Origin of the sequence: Pseudooceanicola sp. HF7 (assembly GCF_011806405.1) — a bacterium.
GTDB lineage: Bacteria > Pseudomonadota > Alphaproteobacteria > Rhodobacterales > Rhodobacteraceae > Pseudooceanicola.
The window spans coordinates 16,372-36,316 of record NZ_JAATOW010000042.1 but is presented as its reverse complement, the minus strand read 5'-3'; the positions used below and the strand labels follow the sequence as shown (position 1 = coordinate 36,316).

Genomic DNA, 19,945 nt, shown 5'->3' with positions numbered 1-19,945 from the left:
GCCCGGATCGCGGCCGTCAGCGCGGCGCAGGCCATGCGGGGATGCATCCGGCCTGTCAGCGTATCCTCGACCAGCCAGCCGGAGGGAGAGAGCGGCTCCCAGCCCTCTCCGGTCGCCTCCACCACGCGCCAGACGGCTTCGCCGCGCCACAGCTCTGCCGCGGTGCCTTCCCGTGTCCGCGCCAGTTCCACCGCGCGTTCATCGGCAAGCGGCTGCACGCGCCCCGAGCGCAGGTAACCCGGATCTTCGCCCGAAACCTCCGCCACTTCCGCCCAGAACCCTTCGGCCATCAGCAGGCTTTCCAGCTGGAACTGCTTCTTGTCGTTCCAATTTTCCGGCACATGGGGCGCCAGCGCGCCGACGATCCCGCCAGAGGCCCCCGCCCCCGGCCCGAAGGGATCCACGACCCGCACCCGCGCGCCCCGTTGAAGGCATGCCCAGGCGCAGCTCAGCCCGAAGATGCCCGCGCCTTTCACCGTCACGTCCACGCTTGCCATTCTGCCTGCTCCGTTTCATGGTCCGGGTCCTACCCACCTCGTAAAGGTTCCCGCCATGCAGGACCAGCCGCCCGAGCTGGAATGGACCGAGGACGATGTCCCCGTGGCCACCCGCTTTGATGACCCCTACTTCAGCCTTGGCAACGGCCTGGCCGAAACCGCCCATGTCTTTCTGGCCGGCAACGACCTGCCCGCGCGCTTTGCCGATGGCTTCCACGTGGCAGAGCTGGGCTTCGGCACCGGTCTCAACCTGCTGGCGGCGCTCAGGCTCTGGCGCGAAAGCGGCCAGGCCGGCACCCTGCGCTTCACCACCTTCGAAGCCTACCCGATGACGGCAGAGGACATGCGCCGCGCCCAGGCCGCCTTTCCCGAAATCGCCGACCTCACGGAAGAGCTTTCCCCGCATTTCGGAAAGCACGCCTTTACGCTGCGGGATCTGGACTTCCGTCTGATTGAAGGCGATGCGCGAAAGACACTGCCCGCCTGGGACGGACAGGCCGACGCCTGGTTCCTTGACGGTTTCGCCCCGGCCAAGAACCCCGAACTCTGGGAACCGGCCCTTCTGCAAGCGGTCGTCGATCACACCGCGCCCCAGGGCACCGCCGCGACCTATACCGCTGCCGGCCATGTCCGCCGAGGCCTGGCAGAGGCGGGTTTCGAAGTCTGGCGCGATCCCGGCTTCGGGCGCAAGAGACATATGACGAAGGCCCGGAAGGCCACGGAAACTGAATGACCGAACAGAACACGCGGCTGGGTATCTGGCTGATGATCCTCACCACGGCTGTCTTTTCCGTCCAGGACGGCATCTCGCGCCACCTGGCTGGGGAATACAACGTGCTGATGGTGGTGATGATCCGCTACTGGTTCTTCGCGGCCTTCGTCATCGCCATTGCCAAGCGCCAGGTCGGAAGCGTCCGCGCCGCCCTCTATACCAGGCAACCCCTGGTCCAGGGCTTCCGCAGCGCCCTGCTTGCGCTGGAGATCTGCACCCTGGTCGCGGGGTTCACCCTGATGGGCATCATCGACAGCCAGGCGATCTTCATCGCCTACCCGCTGCTCATCGCGGCCCTTTCCGGCCCGATCCTGGGCGAGCGCGTGGGCTGGCGGCGCTGGCTGGCGATCGGCGTCGGCTTCATCGGCGTGCTGATCATCATCCGCCCCGGTTTCGGCGTCTTCTCTCCGGCCGCGCTGCTGCCCTTGGTCTCTGCCCTGATGTTCGCGGTCTACGGCCTGCTCAACCGCTACGTGGCCCGGCAGGACAGCGCCGTGACAACCTTCTACTGGAACGGCACCGTCGGCTGCGTCGTGATGAGCGTCATCGGCATCTGGTTCTGGGAACCGATGACCGCGCCGGACTGGGCCTGGATGTTGCTGCTCTGCTGCGTCGGCATGCTGGGGCATTACCTGCTGATCCGCGTCTATGCCATTGCCGAGGCTTCGGCCGTTCAGCCCTTTGCCTACCTTCAGCTGTTCTTCGGCTCGCTCGTCGGGATCTACATCTTCGGAGAGACCCTGCAGCCGAACGTCATCGTCGGCGCGGCCGTCGTGATCGGCGCGGGCCTATTTACCCTCTGGCGCGAGCGGCATCAGCGTTGAGCCCTGAAGCTCGGCACTGAAGGGGATGGGCAGCGGATCCAGACCCAGCCTCGCGCGGTAGACCGGAAGGCTTTCCGCCACGCGCTGGACGTAGTTGCGGGTCTCCCGGAAGGGGATCGCCTCGATCCAGTCGACGACATCCACGCCCGGGACCCGCGGATCGCCCAGGCTTTCCGTCCACTGGTAGGACCGGCCCGGCCCTGCGTTGTAACCCACGGACACCAGCACCACATTGCCCCAGAACTTCTTGCCCAGATCGGCCAGGTAGGCAGAGCCGAGCGCGGCGTTGTGCTGCCAGTCAGAGGTCAGGCGCGCGCGGTTGTGATCGGTCAGGCCCAGCTCCTGCGCCATGTCGCTGGCCGTGCCGGGCATCAACTGCATGAGCCCACCCGCGCCGGCACCGCTCATGACGCCCGGATCGAATTCGCTTTCCCGCCGGGCGATGGCAAGGGCCAGCTCTGGCACCACGGGCAGATCCATCCGGGCCAGCGGGTGCAGCGCGTAGTAATGGCGCGGCAGGACGATCCCCCGCGACGCGGCCCATTTGCCGATCATCACCTGCAGATGCGGATCGCCCCATTCTTCGGCCATGCCTCCAAGGGCGGACAGCCCATCGGCGTCCAGCGTATCGGCCAGGGCCCGCAGGAACAGCTCTGCGCGCCAGTCCTCTCCGGCAGCGCGCAGCAGGGCCGCCGCCTCGCGCAGGTCCGATCCTGCGAAACCGGCCTCTCGCCAATCCGGCGTCTCCGCCGCGCCGGCAAGGGAGGGATCGGCTTCAAGCCCCGCCTTTTCCGCCGCCAGCAGGCCGTAGAATGTGGTCTGATGCTCACCACCGGCCCGGTAGGCGGCACGGGCCGCAGCATCGTTCCCCGCCGCCTCGTTGGCGCGCCCGATCCAGTAATAGGCCCGCCCGAGGGAGATCGGAGTCTCGATCCCGGCCCGCAGCCTTTCGAAATGCCCTATGGCCTCTTCCGGACGGTTCAGCCGACGCAGGGCGATATAGCCGGCCAGCCACTCAAGGTCCGCGAACTGCCCGCCGGAAGTCAGCTGGTGATTGGCCGCAAGGCTGTAGGCCAGCGCATCATTTCCCGCGCGCATCTCTTCGCGGACATAGGCGCGGCGTTCGCTGGCCCAGGCCTCAGGCCGGTCCAACCCGCCTTCGATCTTGCTCTGCGCCTCCATCAGGGCTTTCGCGGCCGTGCTCTTCCCTTGGGCGACCAGCGCGCGGAATTTCGCATAGGCAAGCGTGCCATCGGCGCGATCTTCCTCCGGCAGGGCCGCGATGGCCGCCTCCGCCCCTTCTGCCCCAACGCGGGCCAGCCGGATTGCCTGCGCCAGCGCCCAGTCGCGCGCAGGGGCAATATCCTTCATGCCCTGCAGCTCTTCGGCGCCGCTTTCCCAGTAGAGCATGTTCAGCCGCTCTGCATGGTAGGGGGCCAGAAGATCCTCGTGCCCGATCAGAAGCGTGGATTGCAACGCTGGGCTCAACCGCATGGAGCGCCAGGCCCGGATCAGCGCAGCATCCGCTTCCTCTTCCTGACCCTCGGCGCGCAATGCATCCGCGAGGGCGATGGTGCCGATGCCGGTCACAGGCGCGATGTCTTTGAAGAACTGAAGAACCTCACTGGGGTCCGCCGCGGCAAAGGCGGGTTCACTGCGGGCGCGCAGCAGATCCAGCCCCGGCCAGTCGCCGTGGGCCTCCAGGAAGGCCAGCACTTCCTGCGGGGAACCGTCGCCTTCGCGCAGGCGTGTCCATTCGACCAGGGCCAGGGCGACGGGGCCATCCCGCAGGGCAATTCGGGCAGCCGTTTCGTAATCCCCGCTGCGCGCGGCGATCAGCGCCCAGCTCAGCGGGCGTGGCCGCATGCCACGCTCCGGGGCCAAACCGGCCCCTTCCGCGAGAATCGCGGTTTGCGAAAGGGTCTGAGCCTCTGCCGGAGCGCCGGTCAGCAGGCAGGATGCCGCGAAAAGCGCCGCGAAACGCGTTGCCGTCACTTGTTTTGCCCCGAGCTTCTGGATAGACGCTCCGAGGATAACTTGCCGTGTCCTGCCCTCAACTCACAATCCCGGCAGAACGGCAGTTTCTCTCCGGGTCCGCGGATTCCCGCCGCCCGCCACGATGAAAGGAGCGTGTCATGTTTACAGGGTCAATACCCGCACTGGTCACGCCGTTCAAGGACGGCGAGCTGGATCTGGAATGCCTCAAGAAGCTGGTCGACTGGCATGTTGACCAGGGCTCTTCCGGGCTGGTTCCCGTGGGCACCACGGGCGAATCGCCCACGCTGAGCCTGCGCGAGCACGAAGTTGTCGTCGAAGAGGTGGTGAAATTCGCCGCCGGTCGCATCCAGGTCATTGCCGGTGCTGGTGCGAACAACACCAAGGAAGGCGTGCGGCTGATCACCCATGCCGCCGAAGTCGGCGCAGATGCCGCCCTTGTGGTGACGCCCTACTACAACAAGCCGACCGCGCGCGGGCTGATTGCCCATTACACGGCGATGCATGATGCCGCTGACCTTCCGATCGTGATCTACAACATCCCCGGTCGCTCGGTCATCGACATGAAGACCGCGACCATGGCCGAATTGTCCAAGCTACCCCGGATCATCGGCGTCAAGGATGCCACCGGCGACCTGGCCCGCGTGGCCCAGACCCGCATGGCCTGCGGCCCGGACTTCTGCCAGCTTTCCGGCGAAGACGCGACCGCCGTCGGTTTCAACGCCATGGGCGGCGTCGGCTGCATCTCCGTCACGGCCAACGTCGCACCCAAGCTCTGCGCAGACATGCAGGCCGCAACGCTGGCCGGCGATTACAAGAAGGCCCTGGCCTACCAGGACCTGCTGATGCCGCTGCACGAAGCGATCTTCGTTGAACCCGGCCTCTGCGGCGTCAAGTTCGCGATGTCCGAGCTGGGCCTGTGCTCGGCAGAGGTGCGCCTGCCCCTGACGGAGCTGGAAGACAGCACCAAGGAACAGATTCGTTCCGCGATGAAACACGCCGGCCTGCTGGAAAAAGCAGCCGCCTGACGCCATCCGCATCGGATTTACCGGGCCGCGCGCTGCAAAGCCGCGGCCCTTTTTCTTCAACGTGGCAAGGGCCTCGCCCGCTATGCCGCAAAGCTTTGTGCGAGATTCCGAAAAGATTTGTTGGAATGGCAACCGGAAGCTGTTAGGCACGGCCTGCAGACGTTATTCTTTTTCGACCACTGTCTCCCTAATACGGCGCTCAGTCCTTCGATCCAGACCGACCACGCCAAGCTGTCGCATGTTGCGGACAGACCTATTATGGAGATTACGGATATGGCCACTGGCACCGTGAAATGGTTCAACACTACTAAAGGCTTCGGCTTCATCGCACCCGACGGCGGCAGCAAAGATGTCTTCGTGCACATCTCTGCCGTTGAGCGCGCTGGCCTGACCGGCCTGGCCGACAACCAGAAAGTGACCTTCGACATCGAATCCGGCCGTGACGGCCGTGAGTCGGCGTCGAACATCGCGCTGGCATAAGCCCAACCGGCTTAGCACTAACGAAACGCGGTCCTCTTCGAGGGCCGCGTTTTGCGTTTGCGGGGTCTGTCAGCTGTAGGGATCAGCCGGACCACGGTTCTCGGACAGCGTGCCGGTGCTGCGCTCGCAGATCAGCTCGATCGCGTCGGCAAGATGCTCTTCGGCAATGTTGTAATCCCCGCGCGCGACGCGAATTTTGTGCGCCTCCAGCAGGACCTCTGCATGGCTTGACCCGGCGGGCGGGAAGAACTTGTAGCTGGCCAGTTCGATCAACAGGCCAAGCGGATCCTTGAAATAGATCGAATCCATGAACCCCCTGTCCTTCACGCCGGAATGCTTGATGCCGCGCTCATCCAGCCGGGTCACGGCCTGACTGAAGGTCGCCTGGGACACGTTGAAGGCAATGTGGTGAACACAGCCCGGGTCCATCGGCGTGCGGTCATGGACCGGCTTGCGATCTTCATTGGTGAAGATGGTGATCAAACGCCCATCACCCGGATCAAAGTAGAGATGCCCCTGGTTGGGATCATCCAGGTTCGGCTGATCGAAGACGAAAGGCATGCCAAGCACGCCTTCCCAGAAATCGATGCTCGTCTGGCGATCCGCCCCCGTGATGGTGATGTGATGCACCCCCTGAACCTGTAGCTTTCTCATGAAAACACCCTCCCCGCGTTTGGCAGGAAGGGTGCGCCAGAAGGGCTTTTCAGGTCAACCGCCTAAAGGGGGTCAGACGCCGGCGTCGATGATCGCCTTTGCCAGGATCGGCACGGTCTTGGTGTTCAGGCCGGCGATGTTCATCCGCGAATCCCCAACCATGTAGATGCCGCTTTCGTCGCGCATCTTCTGCACCATCTCCGGCGTCGTTCCCAGGCGCGAGAACATGCCACGGTGCTCACCCAGGAAGGCGAAGCGGTCAGAGCCGGACAGGCGCTGCAGCTCACCGGCAAGCTGCTTGCGCAGCTCCAGCATGCCAAGACGCACGTCTTCCAGTTCCGCTTTCCAGTCCGCGCGCAGCGCGTCATCCGACAGGATGGTGCCCACCACCCGTGCGCCGTGATCCGGCGGGAAGGAGAAGTTCTGACGGTTCAGGAAGGCCAGCATGCCCTGGGTCACCGGTTTGCGCGACGCGTCCTGGCCAATCGCCATCAGCAGGCCGGTACGCTCGCGGTAGATCCCGAAGTTCTTGGAGCAGGAGGCCGCGATCAGCAGCTCCGGCACGTTTGCCGCGACATAGCGGGTGCCGGCGGCATCCTCGTCCAGACCATCGCCAAAGCCCTGGTAGGCGATGTCGATCATCGGCACGGCGCCCTTTTCGTTCAGCAGGGCCACGACTTCGCGCCACTGGACCATGTTCAGGTTGGCGCCGGTGGGGTTGTGGCAGCAGCCATGCAGCAGCACGACGTCGCCCGCCTTCAGCCCGTCCTTCAGGTCGGCCATCATGCCGTCGAAGTTCACGCCACCGGTCTCGCTGTCGAAGTAGCGGTAGGCGTGGGTTTCCATGCCAAGGTACTTCAGGATCGACAGGTGGTTCGGCCAGGTCGGGTCGGAAACGAAGACCCGTGCGCCCGGAGTCGCCACGCGCGTCAGCTCAAAGGCCTGGCGCACGGCACCGGTGCCACCGGGCGTGGTCACGGCGGCCACGTTCTCACGCGGGACGCTGTCACCCAGAACAAGGTCGATCATCGTGTCGACGAAGACCGGATCGCCCGCGAGGCCGGTATAGGCCTTGGTGGTCTGCTCTTCCCAGATCCGCTTTTCCGCAGCCTTGACCGCGCGCATGACCGGGGTCACACCTTCGGCGTTCTTGTAGACGCCCACGCCAAGGTCGATCTTCTGCTCGCGCGGATCTGCCTTGAACAGGCCAATCAGCTCCAGGATCTTGTCAGCGGGTTGTTCCTTGAGGGTCTCGAACATCTGTCTCTCACTCTCCGGTGGCTACCGGCAAGGTGGAGAACGCTCCCCACTCTGCCCAGGAGCCGTCATAAATTGCATGGTCCGTCTTGCCGATCCGCTCCAGCGCCAGGCACAGGATGGCCGCCGTCACGCCCGAGCCGCAGCTGGCGATGACAGGCTTGGACAGGTCGACATCTGCCTTTTCCAGAACCGCTGTCAGCTCATTCGGTTCCTTCATCGTGCCTTTCTGGGTCATAAGATCCGCGAAGGGCACGTTCTTGGCACCGGGGATATGGCCCGAACGCAGGCCGGCACGGGGCTCCGGCACCTCGCCACGGAAACGCGGCGCGGCACGGACATCGACGATCTCGTAATCCCCCAGCTTGGAGGCAGAGCTGACCTGGGTGACATCCTTGACCAGCTGGTTCTGGCGGCGGACGGTCATGTGCCGGTCACGGATCACGGGATCAAGGTCCTCGACCTCGCGCCCTTCGGCGATCCACTTGGGAAGGCCCCCGTCCAGCACGGCCACGTCGAACTGCCCCATCAGGCGGAACAGCCACCAGGCACGGGCGGCGGAAAAGATCCCCTGGCTGTCATAGATCACCACCTGGTGACCATCGCCAACCCCCATGGCCCGCAGGCGGGACATGAACTTTTCCACCGGCGGCGCCATGTGCGGCAGTTCCGAGCGGTGGTCGCTGATATCGTCGATATCGAAGAAACGTGCGCCGGGGATATGCTGGGAAAGGTATTCCTCTTTCCCGTCACGGCCCGCGTCAGGCATGAACCAGCTGGCATCCAGAATCCGCAGATCGGGATCCTTCAGATGCTGTGAAAGCCACTCTGTCGAAACCAGAACCTTTGGATCATCCTGCACCAGACCGCGCCTCTCGCTTGGTATTCACGGGGAAATCGCTGATTCCCTAGCCGTCCCGCCACCGATACGCAAGCCTTTGCCCGGATCGCGCCCTAGTGGTTCTCTTTCAGAAGCCGCTGCTTCTGCCGGCCCCAGTCGCGTTTTGCCTCGGTCGCGCGCTTGTCGTGGTTCTTCTTGCCCTTGGCGATGCCCAGCTTGATCTTGGCCATGCCGCGATGGTTGAAGTAGAGAACCAGGGGCACAAGCGTCATGCCTTCGCGCTGCGTCGACTTCCAGAGGTTCGCCAATTCCTTCTTGGAGACCAGCAACTTGCGTCGGCGGCGGTCCTCATGACCGAACATCGCCTGATCGTAGGGGGCGATGTAGGAATTGACCAGCCAGAGCTCTCCTTCGTCCACCGTTGCGTAGCTTTCGGCAATGTTGGATTGGCCGGTGCGCAGGGACTTCACCTCGGACCCCATCAGCTGGATACCGCATTCGATATCGTCCTCGATCGCGTAATCGAAGCGCGCGCGCCGGTTCTCGGCGACTACCTTGTAATTCGGGTCTGATTTCTTCTGTGCCATGATCGCGCTTCTTTACTTCGGTTCGGGGGGCACTGTCCATCACGGCCAGCCCGGCAAGGATGCGGAAAGATTTTCCGTGTAGCGGTTGGATAATTCCCGCAAGGCGCTAACCTGTGTGCGCAGGAGAGGATTTCAAGATGACAGACATGATGCAGCGGATCGTTCTGGCCAGGCGCCCACAGGGTTTCCCCGTGGAAAAGGACTTCCGGATGGAAGACATTCCCATGCCCACCCCAGAGGCCGGAGAGGTGCTGGTAAGGGTGACCTACATCTCCCTGGATCCCTACATGCGGGGCCGGATGGATTACGTCAAAAGCTACACCGCCCCACAGGAGCTGGACCAGACCATGGGCGCCGGCGGCGTGGGAGAGGTCCTGGCGTCGCGCGACCCGGCCTTCAGCGAAGGGGACCTGGTCTTCGGCATGTTCGGCTGGGCCAGCCACGGCTGCCTGCCCGGCAAGGCGCTGCGCAAGCTCGATCCGGATCTGCCGCCCTCCACCGCGCTTGGCGTGCTGGGGATGCCCGGGTTCACGGCCTGGTCAGGGCTTGCGGCCTACGGCGACATGAAACCCGGTGAGACGCTGGTGGTAGCCGCCGCAACGGGGCCGGTCGGCTCAATGGTCGGGCAGCTGGCCAAGCAGGCCGGGCTGCACGTGGTCGGCGTGGCCGGTGGGCCAGAGAAATGCGCCATGGCGACCGACACCTTCGGGTTTGACGCCTGTATCGACCACCGCGCCCACTCGGGGGCGCTCGACATGATGGAGACGCTTCACAAGGAATGCCCGAAGGGCGTGGACGTCTACTTTGAAAACGTCGGCGGCCATGTGCTGGGGGGCGTGCTGCCGGTGATGAACCTGCACGGACGGATCATCATCTGCGGGATGATCGCCTGGTATTCCGGCGAAAGCGACGAAACCGGGGACATGCCGCTGCAGAAGCTCTGGCGCGTGGCCCTCGTCAAGCGCCTGACGATCCAGGGCCTGCTGCAGACCGATCACGTGTCCCGCTTCGGGGAGTTCTTGGCAGAGGTCGGCCCCAAGGTGAAAGCCGGTGAGATCGCCTATCTCGAAGACGTGGCCGAAGGGCTTGAGAATGCGCCGGGCGCCTTCTTCTCGATGCTCAAGGGCGGCAACAAGGGCAAGCAGGTGGTCAAGATCGCCTGAGCCCTGCTCCAAATGCGAAAGGCCGGGAGTGATGCCCCGGCCTTTCATGATTTCACGGCCGGATCAGCCCAGCTTTTCGTCCAGGACCGCCGCCAGATCGGGGTAAGACATGTTGGAATAGGACTCGCCGTTGATGATCAGGGTCGGCGTGCCGGTCACATTGTCCGCAGCGGCGTGCTGCTGGTACCAGGCCACCAGGGTCCGGGCCTTTTCCTCATCGCCCATGCAGGCGTCGATCTTGGCATCGTCCATGCCGGCAACCTTGCCAAGGCGGCGCAGGTTGTCCGCGATCTCGGCCTCGTTCTTGGCGCCACGCAGCCATTGTTCCTGCTGGTTGTAAAGCATGTCGGAGATGCCGAAGAACCGCATCCCGTCATCGCAGCGCGCGATCAGCGACGCCCAAAGGCCGTAGCGGTCGAAATAGACATCACGGTAGATGAAGCGCACCTTGCCGGTATCGATGTAATTCGCCTTGAGCTGATCAAACACCGTCTCGTGGAAGTGCTGGCAATGCGGGCAGGTGAAAGAGGCATACTCGATCAGCGTGACCGGCGCATCCGGGCTGCCCAGGGTCATCTCCGTGATGGAGGAGGTGTCGACATCTTCAAGAGACTCGGCGTCGGCCGTCTCGACCTCTGTCTGGGCCGTGTCAGCGTCACGGGAGGTGTACCAGTAGCCACCAGCCGCCAACAGGGCAACCGCGGCAACGCCGCCTCCGATGAGGGTCCTGCGATCCATCGAGGGATTCCTTTCCTAAATTCACGAAGTTCTTAAAACGTTGCGCGCAAGCTGCTCAAGCGCGGACTTGAGCCCTTCGTCCCGGATGCCATCCGCCACTTCCGCCGCACGGGCGACAAGTTCCGGATCGGGCGGTTCCGGCTTCTTTGCCGCATCGCGTGTCCTGAAGGCGACCTGCCCTTCCGCGAACCCCGTGGGCGCGGTCTGGGTGATCTCGACCTTGGAGATTGCGTTGTAGCCATAGGTCCCGTTGACCCGCTGGCGCAGCATCTCCTTCTGCATCTCGAGCACCGGCGCATTGGCCCCGGTGGTCAGAAGAACCAGGGTCGCGCCAAGATCCTTGCCGCGTGGATAGCGCACCTTCACCGGGCGGGCGATGGCGGCGATCTCTGCCCCGGCGACCTCTTCCCAATGGGTGATGATCCGCGCCTCTGCAAACCCACGCGCCTCTCCTGCCTTGCGGATCTTTGTCTCCATCAAGCCGTGGGCACGGGTAAAGCCGTATGTGGTCGTCTTGCGGCGCGGCATGGGTTGCATCCTCTGGTTCGGCGCTATTCTAGTCCTGCAAGCCGCTCACACCAGAGTAAAGCCAGAAGGAGGCATAAAGATTGCGTGAAACCGCGGGTAATCCCCGGCCCGAGATCCTGCTGGACTGGTATGACACCCATGCAAGAGAGATGCCATGGCGCGTTGGCCCCGCCGCCCGCGCCGCCGGCCAGCGCCCGGATCCCTATTTCATCTGGATGTCGGAGGTCATGCTGCAGCAGACCACCGTAGCGGCCGTGCGCGCGTATTTCCTGCGCTTTACCGCGCTCTGGCCCACCGTGGCGGACCTTGCCGCGGCAGAGGACGCCCGGGTAATGGGCGAATGGGCCGGCCTTGGCTATTACGCCCGCGCCCGCAACCTGCTGAAATGCGCCCGCGCGGTGATGAGCGAGCATGGTGGTGTCTTCCCCGACACCCGCGAAGGCCTGCTCACCCTGCCCGGCATCGGCCCCTACACGGCCTCTGCCATCGCCTCCATCGCCTTCGATCAACCGGAGACGGTCGTTGACGGCAACGTGGAGCGCGTCATGGCACGGCTCTTCGACATCCACACCCCCCTGCCCGCCGCCAAGCCGGAGCTGACGGAACGCGCGGCCTCCCTGACGCCACCGGAGCGCCCCGGAGATTACGCACAGGCGGTCATGGACCTGGGCGCCACGATCTGCACGCCGCGCAACCCGGCCTGCGGGATCTGCCCATGGCGCGATCCCTGCCAGGCGCGGGTGGAAGGCACCGCGCCAGAGCTGCCCAAGAAGACGCCGAAGAAGGCCAAGCCGATCCGCCTGGGCATCGCCTACGTGGCGCGGCGGCCCGACGGGGCCTTCCTGCTGGAAACCCGCCCGGACAAGGGGCTGCTGGGCGGGATGCTGGGCTGGCCCGGCTCCCCCTGGGCGGAAGAGGTCCCGCCACATGCGCCGCCCCTGCAGGCCGACTGGCAGCTGCTGCCGGAAGAGGCCCGCCACACCTTCACCCACTTCCACCTGCGCCTGCGTATCATGGTGGCAGAGGTCCCCGCAGATGCAGCGCCGCAGACGGGCCACTTCGTGCCGCCCTCGGACTTCCGCCCCTCGGATCTGCCCACGGTGATGCGAAAGGCATTTGACCTGGCGCGGGACAGCTTCGTAGACAAGGTGTAACCGCCCAGGAGGCCCGGCACCGCAATGACCGACACGGACAATACCCGCGATCTTTCCAGCTTCACACGGGCCGCGCCCTTCTGGCTGTCCCTGGTCATCGTGCCCCTGATCGTGATCGGTGCGCTCAACGGCGGCTGGACCGTCCTGCTGGTGCCGCTTTACGGCTACGGGCTGTTCACCCTGCTGGACCTGGTGCTGGGGCTGAACCAGGAAAACCTCGATCCCGAAACCCCGCCGGAAGACCTGTTCTGGTATCGTGCCATCACGCTGATCTGGGCGCCGGTGCAGTTCCTGACGCTCTTCTGGGCAATCTGGTACGCGTCACAGGCCGATCACCTGGGCTTCCTGGAACTGTTGGTGCTGTTCTACGGCGTCGGCTCCATGACCGGGGCCATCGGCATCGTCTACAGCCACGAGCTGATGCACGCCAAGAGCCGGGAAGAGCGCTGGCTGGCCGATATCCTGCTCTCCATGGCGCTCTACTGTCACTTCCGCTCCGAACACCTGCTGGTGCATCATAGCGCCGTCGGCACCCCGCGCGATGCCGTCACCGCCCGCTACAACGAAGGGTTCTTCCATTTCTTCTGGCGCGTGCTGCGCCAGTGCCCACCCTCCGCCTGGCGGGCAGAGGCCGCCCGGCTGGAAAGGAAGGGCCTGCCCGTCACGGACCTGTCAAACCCCTTCTGGCGCTACGCCGCCCTGCAAGCGGGGATGCTGGTGCTGGCCATCCTGCTGGGGGGCTGGACCGGCCTTGTGCTGTTCCTGTGGCAGGCCTTCACGGCGGTCTGGCTGCTTGAGCTGACGAACTACGTCGAACACTACGGGCTGACGCGCAAGTACCTGGGCAACGGGCGCTTTGAACATGTCAAGCCGCACCACAGCTGGAACGCGGCGCACCGGTCGACGAACTGGCTGCTGATCAACCTGCAACGCCACCCGGATCACCACGCGCGCCCCGATCGCAGCTTTGCCCTGCTGCAGAACCACGACCTGGGTGAGGCCCCGCAGCTACCGATGGGTTACCCGGCCATGTGCGCCCTTGCCGCGATCCCGCCGCTCTGGCGCCGCCGGATGAACCCGCGGGTCCGCAAATGGCGAATGATGTACTACCCCGAGATCACCGACTGGACGCCCTACAAGACCGGGCGGCACAAGGATCCGGCGTAAGGCGGGGGGCAGCCCCCCGCCCCGGGATCAGGCCGCCATCACGCGGGACAGGTGGTAATCCGTGTCCCCCAGCTGCGCGTCGATCATGATCAGCCGCTTGGCGTAATGCGATCCGGGATATTCCCAGGTCATCGCGATCCCGCCATGCATCTGGATCGCCTCTTCCGCGATCAGGCGCCCGGCCCGGCCGATCAGGTTCTTGGCCATGGAGGCATAGCGCGCCGCATCCGGCCCCCCAAGCTCCGCAGCTGCCTTGATGGTGATGGAGCGCGCCTGCTCGATCTCCGTCAGCATGTCCACGGCGCGGTGTTGCAGCACCTTGAACTTGCCGATCGGCACGCCTACCTCCTTCCTTGTGCGCAGGTACTCCAGCTTCATCACCTTCCTCCCGTCCATCGCGCCCACGGCCTCGGCACAAAGGGCCACGACCCCGGCGTTCATCGCATCCTCAAGCGCCGCTTCGGCGTCTTTCAGGATAAGGCGCGCGGGCGTGTCCTCCAGCACCAGCTCCGCCGCGCCGCCACCGTCGATCATGCCGAACCCGGTCACCGAGGCATCCGCTGCGGAAACCTCGAACACGGCAAGCTCACCGTCCAGCCTGGCCGCCACCAGGAAGATATCGGCCACCTGACCGCCGTAGACGACGCTCTTGCGGCCCGACACCTGGTAATCGGAGCCCGCGGCGCGGGCCTCGGCCTGGATACTCTCCAGCTCGTAGGGGGCTTCCAGCTCTCCGATGCCGACGGCGTATTTCGTGGCACCCGACAGCAGGGCCTCCTGGTCGGCCTCGGCGCTGGTCAGCAGGCGGCTGGCCTGCAGGGCGCCCAGGATGGGTTCCGGGCAAAGCGCGCCGCCAAGTGCCTCGAACACCACGGAGATGTCAAAGCCCGTGCCGCCGAAACCGCCCGCCTCTTCCGGCGCCAGCGCGAAAAGCGCGCCCAGCTCGGCAAGGGCATCCCATTGCGCGGGCGCATGGAAGGGGGCCTCGTAGGCGACCTTCGTGCGGGTTTCGATCGGGTACTTGTCCTTCAGGTAACGGGTCAGCGTGTCCGACAGCATCTGCCGGTCTTCGGTCAGGTCGAAATCCATCGGCTCAGAGCTCCAGCATGGTCTTGGTCAGGATATTCCGCTGGATCTCGTTGGATCCGCCGAAAATCGAGGTCTTGCGATTGTTGAAGTAGCGCGCGGCGTCATTTTCGTGATCCGCCGGCGCCAGCGCCAGGTTCCCCAGCGAACTGCCCGGGAAGGGTGCGGCAGAGGGGCCAAGCGCGCGGCGCGCCAGATCCTTCAGCTCCTGCCCGATCACCGTGCCCTTGATCTTCAGGATGGAGGTCTCGGGCCCCGGCGCCCCCTGCTTCTGTGCCTTGTAGAGCATCCGCAGGTTGGTCAGCTTCATCGCCTCCAGGTCGATTTCCACCTGGGCGATGCGGGCCGCGAACAGCGGATCCTCGGCCAGGGTCTTGCCGCCGCGCTTCACGGTGCGCGCCAGCGCCTTCACCTCTTCCAGCGCCTGCATTGAGAAGCCGACACCGGCGATGTTCGTACGCTCATGGGTCAGCAGGAACTTCGCGATGGTCCAGCCCATGTTCTCTTCGCCCACCAGGTTGGAGGCAGGAACGCGCACATCGGTGAAGAAGACCTCGTTCACCTCGTAGCCGCCTTCGATCAGCTTGATCGGGCGCATCTCGATCCCCGGCGTGTCCAGGTCCACCAGGATGAAGGAGATCCCCTTCTGCGGCTTCACGTCGGGATCCGTGCGCACCAGGCAGAAGATCCTGTTCGCGTGCTGGCCCAGCGTGGTCCAGGTCTTCTGACCGTTGATCACGTAGTCGTCGCCATCGCGCACCGCGCGGGTCTTCAGGCTGGCCAGGTCAGAGCCCGCACCGGGTTCGGAATAGCCCTGGCACCACCAATCCTCACCGGACAGGATCCGGGGCAGGTATTCTTCCTGCTGTTCCTTGGTGCCGAACTTCATCAGCACCGGGGCCAGCATCGCAAGGCCGAAGGGCACGATGCGCGGCGCATAGGCGCGACAAGCCTCTTCCTCGAAGATATGCCGCTGGACCGGGCTCCAGCCCGGGCCGCCGAACTCCTTCGGCCAGGTCGTGCCCAGCCAGCCGCGTTCATTCAGGAGCGCATGGTAGCGGTCCATCATGTCCTTGGTCAGCTCTCCGCCCGCGCGCACGGCGTCGGACATGTCCTTCGGCAGGTTCTGCGCGAAGAAGCTGCGCACCTCCTCGCGGAAGGCCTGTTCTTCCGGTGTAAAGCTCAGATCCATCTCTCAGCCCTCCTTGTTCAGATCGGCGAAGCTGGTGCCATCGGCCGCCATCTTCCGCAGCAGGTCCGGGACCTGCCAGTAATGGGGATCTTCCTGCGCGTAGGCTTCGATCCGGCGGACCAGCTCCGCCGCGCCCAGCGTATCGGCATAATGCAACGGGCCGCCGCGGAAGCGCGGGAAACCGTAGCCGAACAGAAAGACCATATCGACATCGACGGGCCGCTTTGCGGTGCCGTCTTCGACCACGCGGGCGGCCTCTGCGATCATGGCCGTCATGTAGCGGTCCACGATCTCTTCATCCGTGAAGCTGCGCGGGGTGATGCCCTCTGCCGCGCGGACCTCGTCGATGATCGTGGCGACCTCGGGGTTGGGCTGCGGAGTGCTGCCCTCGTAGACGTAGTAGCCCTTGCCGGACTTGCGCCCGAACCAGCCGTTCTCGCAGATACGGTCAGCCACCGCGCCGGCGTAGCGTTCGGCCGGATCCCGATCCGCCGCCTTGCGCTTGCGGGTCATCCAGCCGATGTCCAGGCCCGCCAGGTCGCCCACACGATGGGGCCCCATGGCAAAGCCGAAGCCCTCAAGCGCGTCATCGACCTGCTGCGGGCTGGCCCCGTCCAGCACCAGGTAGCTGGCCGTCTTGCCGTAATGCGCCAGGATCCGGTTGCCGATGAACCCGTCGCAAACCTGCGCCAGAACGCCCACTTTCTTCAGCCGCTTGGCCAGGGCAAAGCCCGTCGCCAGCACATCTGGCGCGGTCTTTTCCCCCTGCACGATCTCCAGTAGCCGCATCACATGCGCGGGTGAGAAAAAGTGCAGCCCCAGCACGTCCTGCGGGCGCGACGTGACAGAGGCGATCTCGTTGATGTCGAGGTAAGAGGTATTGGAGGCCAGGATCGCCCCCGGCTTGCAGATGCCGTCCAGCTTGCCGAAGATCTCGCGCTTGACGTCCATCTGTTCGAAGACCGCTTCGAGCACCAGGTCCACGTCGGCCAGGCTGTCCATCTCAAGCGAAGGCTCCAGCATGGCAATGGCCGCATCGCGCTTGTCGGCGGGCAGCTTGCCGCGCGACACCGCACCATCCAGGTTCTTGGTGATTGTGGCCACGCCACGCTCCAGACCCTCTGCTGCGACCTCTATCAAGCGGACGGGGATACCGGCCAGCAGGCAGGAGGTCGCGATGCCAGATCCCATGGTGCCGCCGCCGATCACGCCAATCTTCTGGATGTCGCGCGTGGGGCCCTTGGCCTCTGCGATGCCGGACACCGCGCGCTCCCCGAAGAAGGCGTGGATCAGGCCGGCGCGCTGCGGGGTCTCCATGCAATCCATGAAGCACTGGCGCTCGATCTTCATGCCCTCTTCCAGGGGCAGGCGGCTGGCCGCGATGGCCTCTACCGTCTTGACCGGGTTCACCAGGTGGGGGCTGCGGGCCTTCACCCCGGCAAGGGCCGCGTCGATCACCGCCTGGTCATAGACCGTCTCGATCTTATCGGTGCGCCGCGCGGCCAGCGATCCATCTGCCAGGTCCCTTGCGCTATGAACGGCCACGTCGCGCGGATCCCCCTCGACCACGCGGTCGATGGCGCCCTTTTCCAGCGCTTCGGCCACGCCGACCTGGCGACCGGACAGGCTCATGTCCAGGGCGAACTCCAGCCCGGACAGGCGCGGCAGCCGCTGGGTGCCGCCCGCCCCGGGCAGCAGGCCAATCAGGATCTCCGGCAGCCCCACCCGGGAGCCCTTGATCGCCACGCGCGCATGGCTGCACAGCGCCATCTCGAAGCCGCCGCCAAGGGCCGTACCATGAATGACAGAGACAACCGGGATTGCGCTCTGTTCGATCTTGGAGTGCACTTCCGGCATGACCGGCGGCTTGGACGGCTTGCCGAACTCCTTGATATCGGCCCCCGCCATGAAGGTCCGACCGGCGCAATAGATCGCGATCGCCTTGGCCGTGCCTTCCGCGTTCAGCTCTTCCAGCGTGTTCCACAGCCCCTGCCGGACCGCGTGACTGGAGGCGTTCACCGGCGGATTGTCGATCCGGATCAGGGCAATATCGCCCTCGCGCTCAATGGAGACCACTTCGGGCCCCGTGCTGCCATCTGCCATGATGCTCCCCCCTTCCAAGGTGCAGGGCAACGGCCCCGCTTCGCCAGCAAGTTAGAACCTGAGGGCGAAGCGGTCAATTGTGTGGAAAATCTTTTTGCAATGCGAAATTCAGCGATGCCGCAGCGTCACGAGATGATCTCGAACTTCACCACGTCGACCATGCCGCGATCCGTGATCTTGAGTGCGGGGATCACCGGCAGCGCCAGGAAGGCCAGTTGCAGGAAGGGTTCTTCCAGCGCCACGTCCAGCGTCTTGGCTGCCGCGCGCAGCTTGACCAGCGCCTCGTGCACCACCTCGAAGGGCTCTGTGCTCATCAGGCCGGCGACCGGCAGGGGCAGCTCCGCCAGCACCTTGCCGCCCTCAACCACGACGAAACCGCCCTCGATCTCGCCCAGCCTGTTGGCCGCCAGGGCCATGTCGTCGTAATCCACGCCGACGCAGGCGATGTTGTGGTGATCGTGACAGACGGTCGAGGCAATCGCCCCGCGTTTCAGCCCGAAGCCCTTCACGAAGCCGCTGGCGATATTGCCGTTGATCCCATGGCGTTCGACCACCGCAATCTTCACCAGGTCGCGGTCCGGATCGGGGCGCTTGTCGCCGTCTTCGATCGGGATCTCTTCCTTCAGGTGCTCGGTGATGATCTTGCCCTCAAGGATGCCGATCACGTCGGTGTCCTCGCGGTTGGCCTTGGTGCGGAAGCTCTCGGCGGTGACCACCGGCGCCTTGACCGAGTTGCGGCCCACCGGCGGCGTGATGCTGCGCGCGGCAAAAGCGGCATCGTCGAAGATCACGCCCCCGGACAGGACCAGCTCGGCGCGGCAGGTGGCAAGGTCGTCAATCACCACGATATCGGCGCGCTTGCCGGGCGTGATCTGGCCGCGATCCTTCAGGCCAAAGGCTTCGGCGGCCGACAGGCTGGCGGCGCGGTAGACGGCCGTCGCCGGGCAGCCCATGGCGATCAGCTCGCGGATCATGAAATCGAGGTGCCCGTGTTCGCCGATATCCAGCGGGTTCCGATCATCCGTGCACAGGCACATGTAGGCGCTGGTCAGGTCCGTCAGCAGCGGCTGCAGCGCAACCATGTCCTTTGAGACGGAGCCTTCGCGGATCAGGACTCGCATCCCCTTCTGCAGCTTTTCGCGGGCCTCTTCGGCGGTGGTCGCCTCGTGCTCGGTCCGGATGCCGGCGCTGATATAGGCGTTCAGCCCCTTGCCCAGCAGTTGCGGGCAGTGCCCGTCGATGTGCTGGCCCCGGAACAGCTCAAGCTTGGCCATGCAGCCGGGGTCCTGGAAGATCACACCGGGGTAATTCATGAACTCCGCCAGCCCGATGCCCTGCGGATGGCCCATCAGCGGCTTCAGGTCCTCGGCCTCGATCTGCGCGCCGGCGGTCTCCATGTGGCTGGAAGGCACGCAGGAGGACAGGTTCACCCGGATATCCATCACCGTCTCGGACGCGCAGGACAGGAAGTACTCGATCCCCGGCACGCCGATCACGTTGGCGATCTCATGCGGGTCGCAAATCGCGGTGGTGACGCCGCACGGGCCGACGCAGCGGTCGAATTCATGCGGGGTGACCATGGAGCTTTCGATGTGCAGGTGCGTGTCGATGAAGCCGGGGACAAGGATCTTGCCGGTGACGTCGATCACCTCGCGCCCCTCGTAGCTGTCCATGATGCCCACGATCCGCTCGCCGCAGATCGCCACGTCCCCCTCCAGCAGCGCGCCGGTCACCACGTCCAGCACGCGCCCCCCGCGCAGCACCAGGTCGGCAGGCGCATCGCCATGCCCCTGTGAAATCATCTCGGATAGGGATTTGAGCGTCATGGCGACCTCCTGCATTTCGGGTCCCGCCAGCAAAGCCCGAAGCCCCTGCCTTG

19 protein-coding genes are annotated in these 19,945 nt (G+C 65.0%); 7 read left to right on the top strand and 12 right to left on the bottom strand.

Annotation, left to right across the window (positions count from 1 at the left end; genetic code table 11):
- Positions 1-497, bottom strand: a 497-nt coding sequence (locus HCZ97_RS18020; protein ID WP_167690500.1) for an FAD-binding oxidoreductase, incomplete at its 3' end; no start/stop codon positions are given.
- Positions 498-552: 55 nt separating this feature from the next.
- Between HCZ97_RS18020 and mnmD the strand changes: the two genes are divergently transcribed.
- Together mnmD and HCZ97_RS18010 are read left to right on the top strand one after the other, a co-directional pair.
- On the top strand, positions 553-1,230 hold the full coding sequence (gene mnmD / locus HCZ97_RS18015; RefSeq protein ID WP_167690499.1) for a tRNA (5-methylaminomethyl-2-thiouridine)(34)-methyltransferase MnmD: 678 nt from the start codon (positions 553-555) through the stop codon (positions 1,228-1,230).
- The gene (locus HCZ97_RS18010; RefSeq protein ID WP_167690498.1) at positions 1,227-2,093 is read left to right on the top strand and encodes a DMT family transporter; all 867 of its coding nucleotides are present in this window, start codon (positions 1,227-1,229) and stop codon (positions 2,091-2,093) included. Before mnmD ends, HCZ97_RS18010 begins: the two co-directional genes overlap by 4 nt.
- On the opposite strand, the gene HCZ97_RS18005 is transcribed toward HCZ97_RS18010, so the two are convergent.
- Positions 2,058-4,088 (bottom strand): transglycosylase SLT domain-containing protein, encoded by a 2,031-nt coding sequence (locus tag HCZ97_RS18005; RefSeq protein ID WP_368484396.1) that lies wholly within the window; start codon positions 4,086-4,088, stop codon positions 2,058-2,060. The genes HCZ97_RS18010 and HCZ97_RS18005 overlap by 36 nt on opposite strands.
- Before the next feature lie 140 nt (positions 4,089-4,228).
- Between HCZ97_RS18005 and dapA the strand changes: the two genes are divergently transcribed.
- Positions 4,229-5,116 carry a 4-hydroxy-tetrahydrodipicolinate synthase gene (dapA, locus tag HCZ97_RS18000; protein WP_167690497.1) on the top strand — a complete coding sequence of 296 codons (888 nt, stop codon included), beginning with the start codon at positions 4,229-4,231 and terminating at the stop codon, positions 5,114-5,116.
- A gap of 273 nt (positions 5,117-5,389) precedes the next feature.
- Entirely contained in the window at positions 5,390-5,596 is a 207-nt protein-coding gene (locus tag HCZ97_RS17995) for a cold-shock protein (protein WP_119839374.1), read from the top strand.
- A gap of 69 nt (positions 5,597-5,665) precedes the next feature.
- On the opposite strand, the gene HCZ97_RS17990 is transcribed toward HCZ97_RS17995, so the two are convergent.
- From HCZ97_RS17990 to smpB, 4 genes are all read right to left on the bottom strand, one after another.
- Positions 5,666-6,250 carry a VOC family protein gene (locus HCZ97_RS17990; protein WP_167690496.1) on the bottom strand — a complete coding sequence of 195 codons (585 nt, stop codon included), beginning with the start codon at positions 6,248-6,250 and terminating at the stop codon, positions 5,666-5,668.
- Between the two features lie 72 nt (positions 6,251-6,322).
- A complete protein-coding gene (locus HCZ97_RS17985) occupies positions 6,323-7,510 on the bottom strand; it encodes an amino acid aminotransferase (protein ID WP_167690495.1) in 1,188 nt (395 codons plus the stop codon).
- 7 nt (positions 7,511-7,517) lie between these two features.
- Positions 7,518-8,369, bottom strand: coding sequence for a 3-mercaptopyruvate sulfurtransferase (gene sseA, locus HCZ97_RS17980; RefSeq protein ID WP_167690494.1), 852 nt, complete (start codon positions 8,367-8,369; stop codon positions 7,518-7,520).
- A 92-nt stretch (positions 8,370-8,461) separates the two neighbouring features.
- On the bottom strand, positions 8,462-8,935 hold the full coding sequence (gene smpB, locus HCZ97_RS17975; protein ID WP_167690493.1) for an SsrA-binding protein SmpB: 474 nt from the start codon (positions 8,933-8,935) through the stop codon (positions 8,462-8,464).
- 137 nt (positions 8,936-9,072) lie between these two features.
- Between smpB and HCZ97_RS17970 the strand changes: the two genes are divergently transcribed.
- Positions 9,073-10,098 carry an NADP-dependent oxidoreductase gene (locus HCZ97_RS17970; RefSeq protein WP_167690492.1) on the top strand — a complete coding sequence of 342 codons (1,026 nt, stop codon included), beginning with the start codon at positions 9,073-9,075 and terminating at the stop codon, positions 10,096-10,098.
- A gap of 63 nt (positions 10,099-10,161) precedes the next feature.
- Here the strand turns inward: HCZ97_RS17970 and HCZ97_RS17965 are convergent, their stop codons facing one another.
- Together HCZ97_RS17965 and HCZ97_RS17960 are read right to left on the bottom strand one after the other, a co-directional pair.
- A complete protein-coding gene (locus tag HCZ97_RS17965) occupies positions 10,162-10,836 on the bottom strand; it encodes a DsbA family protein (RefSeq protein WP_167690491.1) in 675 nt (224 codons plus the stop codon).
- A gap of 21 nt (positions 10,837-10,857) precedes the next feature.
- Positions 10,858-11,364, bottom strand: a complete 507-nt coding sequence (locus HCZ97_RS17960) for a DUF721 domain-containing protein (RefSeq protein ID WP_167690490.1) — start codon at positions 11,362-11,364, stop codon at positions 10,858-10,860.
- Between the two features lie 80 nt (positions 11,365-11,444).
- On the opposite strand from HCZ97_RS17960, the gene HCZ97_RS17955 reads away from it, so the two are divergent.
- Positions 11,445-12,518, top strand: a complete 1,074-nt coding sequence (locus HCZ97_RS17955) for an A/G-specific adenine glycosylase (RefSeq protein ID WP_175581771.1) — start codon at positions 11,445-11,447, stop codon at positions 12,516-12,518.
- Between the two features lie 24 nt (positions 12,519-12,542).
- On the top strand, positions 12,543-13,685 hold the full coding sequence (locus HCZ97_RS17950; protein ID WP_167690489.1) for an alkane 1-monooxygenase: 1,143 nt from the start codon (positions 12,543-12,545) through the stop codon (positions 13,683-13,685).
- Between the two features lie 27 nt (positions 13,686-13,712).
- Here the strand turns inward: HCZ97_RS17950 and HCZ97_RS17945 are convergent, their stop codons facing one another.
- The 4 genes from HCZ97_RS17945 to ade form a co-directional block, all read right to left on the bottom strand.
- Entirely contained in the window at positions 13,713-14,774 is a 1,062-nt protein-coding gene (locus HCZ97_RS17945) for an acyl-CoA dehydrogenase family protein (protein WP_167690488.1), read from the bottom strand.
- Positions 14,775-14,778: 4 nt separating this feature from the next.
- A complete protein-coding gene (locus HCZ97_RS17940) occupies positions 14,779-15,963 on the bottom strand; it encodes an acyl-CoA dehydrogenase family protein (RefSeq protein WP_167690487.1) in 1,185 nt (394 codons plus the stop codon).
- Between the two features lie 3 nt (positions 15,964-15,966).
- On the bottom strand, positions 15,967-18,066 hold the full coding sequence (locus HCZ97_RS17935; protein ID WP_167690486.1) for a 3-hydroxyacyl-CoA dehydrogenase NAD-binding domain-containing protein: 2,100 nt from the start codon (positions 18,064-18,066) through the stop codon (positions 15,967-15,969).
- A gap of 125 nt (positions 18,067-18,191) precedes the next feature.
- Positions 18,192-19,892, bottom strand: a complete 1,701-nt coding sequence (gene ade / locus HCZ97_RS17930; protein ID WP_167690485.1) for an adenine deaminase — start codon at positions 19,890-19,892, stop codon at positions 18,192-18,194.
- Between the last annotated feature and the right edge of the window lie 53 nt (positions 19,893-19,945).

Coding starts and splice junctions, on each gene's coding strand:
- dapA (WP_167690497.1), top strand. CDS start 4,229: ATGTTTACAGGGTCAATACCCGCACTGGTCACGCCGTTCAAGGACGGC.
- HCZ97_RS17990 (WP_167690496.1), bottom strand. CDS start 6,250: ATGAGAAAGCTACAGGTTCAGGGGGTGCATCACATCACCATCACGGGG.
- mnmD (WP_167690499.1), top strand. CDS start 553: ATGCAGGACCAGCCGCCCGAGCTGGAATGGACCGAGGACGATGTCCCC.
- smpB (WP_167690493.1), bottom strand. CDS start 8,935: ATGGCACAGAAGAAATCAGACCCGAATTACAAGGTAGTCGCCGAGAAC.
- HCZ97_RS17950 (WP_167690489.1), top strand. CDS start 12,543: ATGACCGACACGGACAATACCCGCGATCTTTCCAGCTTCACACGGGCC.
- HCZ97_RS17940 (WP_167690487.1), bottom strand. CDS start 15,963: ATGGATCTGAGCTTTACACCGGAAGAACAGGCCTTCCGCGAGGAGGTG.
- HCZ97_RS17995 (WP_119839374.1), top strand. CDS start 5,390: ATGGCCACTGGCACCGTGAAATGGTTCAACACTACTAAAGGCTTCGGC.
- HCZ97_RS17985 (WP_167690495.1), bottom strand. CDS start 7,510: ATGTTCGAGACCCTCAAGGAACAACCCGCTGACAAGATCCTGGAGCTG.
- HCZ97_RS17965 (WP_167690491.1), bottom strand. CDS start 10,836: ATGGATCGCAGGACCCTCATCGGAGGCGGCGTTGCCGCGGTTGCCCTG.
- HCZ97_RS18010 (WP_167690498.1), top strand. CDS start 1,227: ATGACCGAACAGAACACGCGGCTGGGTATCTGGCTGATGATCCTCACC.
- HCZ97_RS17970 (WP_167690492.1), top strand. CDS start 9,073: ATGACAGACATGATGCAGCGGATCGTTCTGGCCAGGCGCCCACAGGGT.
- HCZ97_RS17945 (WP_167690488.1), bottom strand. CDS start 14,774: ATGGATTTCGACCTGACCGAAGACCGGCAGATGCTGTCGGACACGCTG.
- HCZ97_RS17960 (WP_167690490.1), bottom strand. CDS start 11,364: ATGCCGCGCCGCAAGACGACCACATACGGCTTTACCCGTGCCCACGGC.
- HCZ97_RS17935 (WP_167690486.1), bottom strand. CDS start 18,066: ATGGCAGATGGCAGCACGGGGCCCGAAGTGGTCTCCATTGAGCGCGAG.
- ade (WP_167690485.1), bottom strand. CDS start 19,892: ATGACGCTCAAATCCCTATCCGAGATGATTTCACAGGGGCATGGCGAT.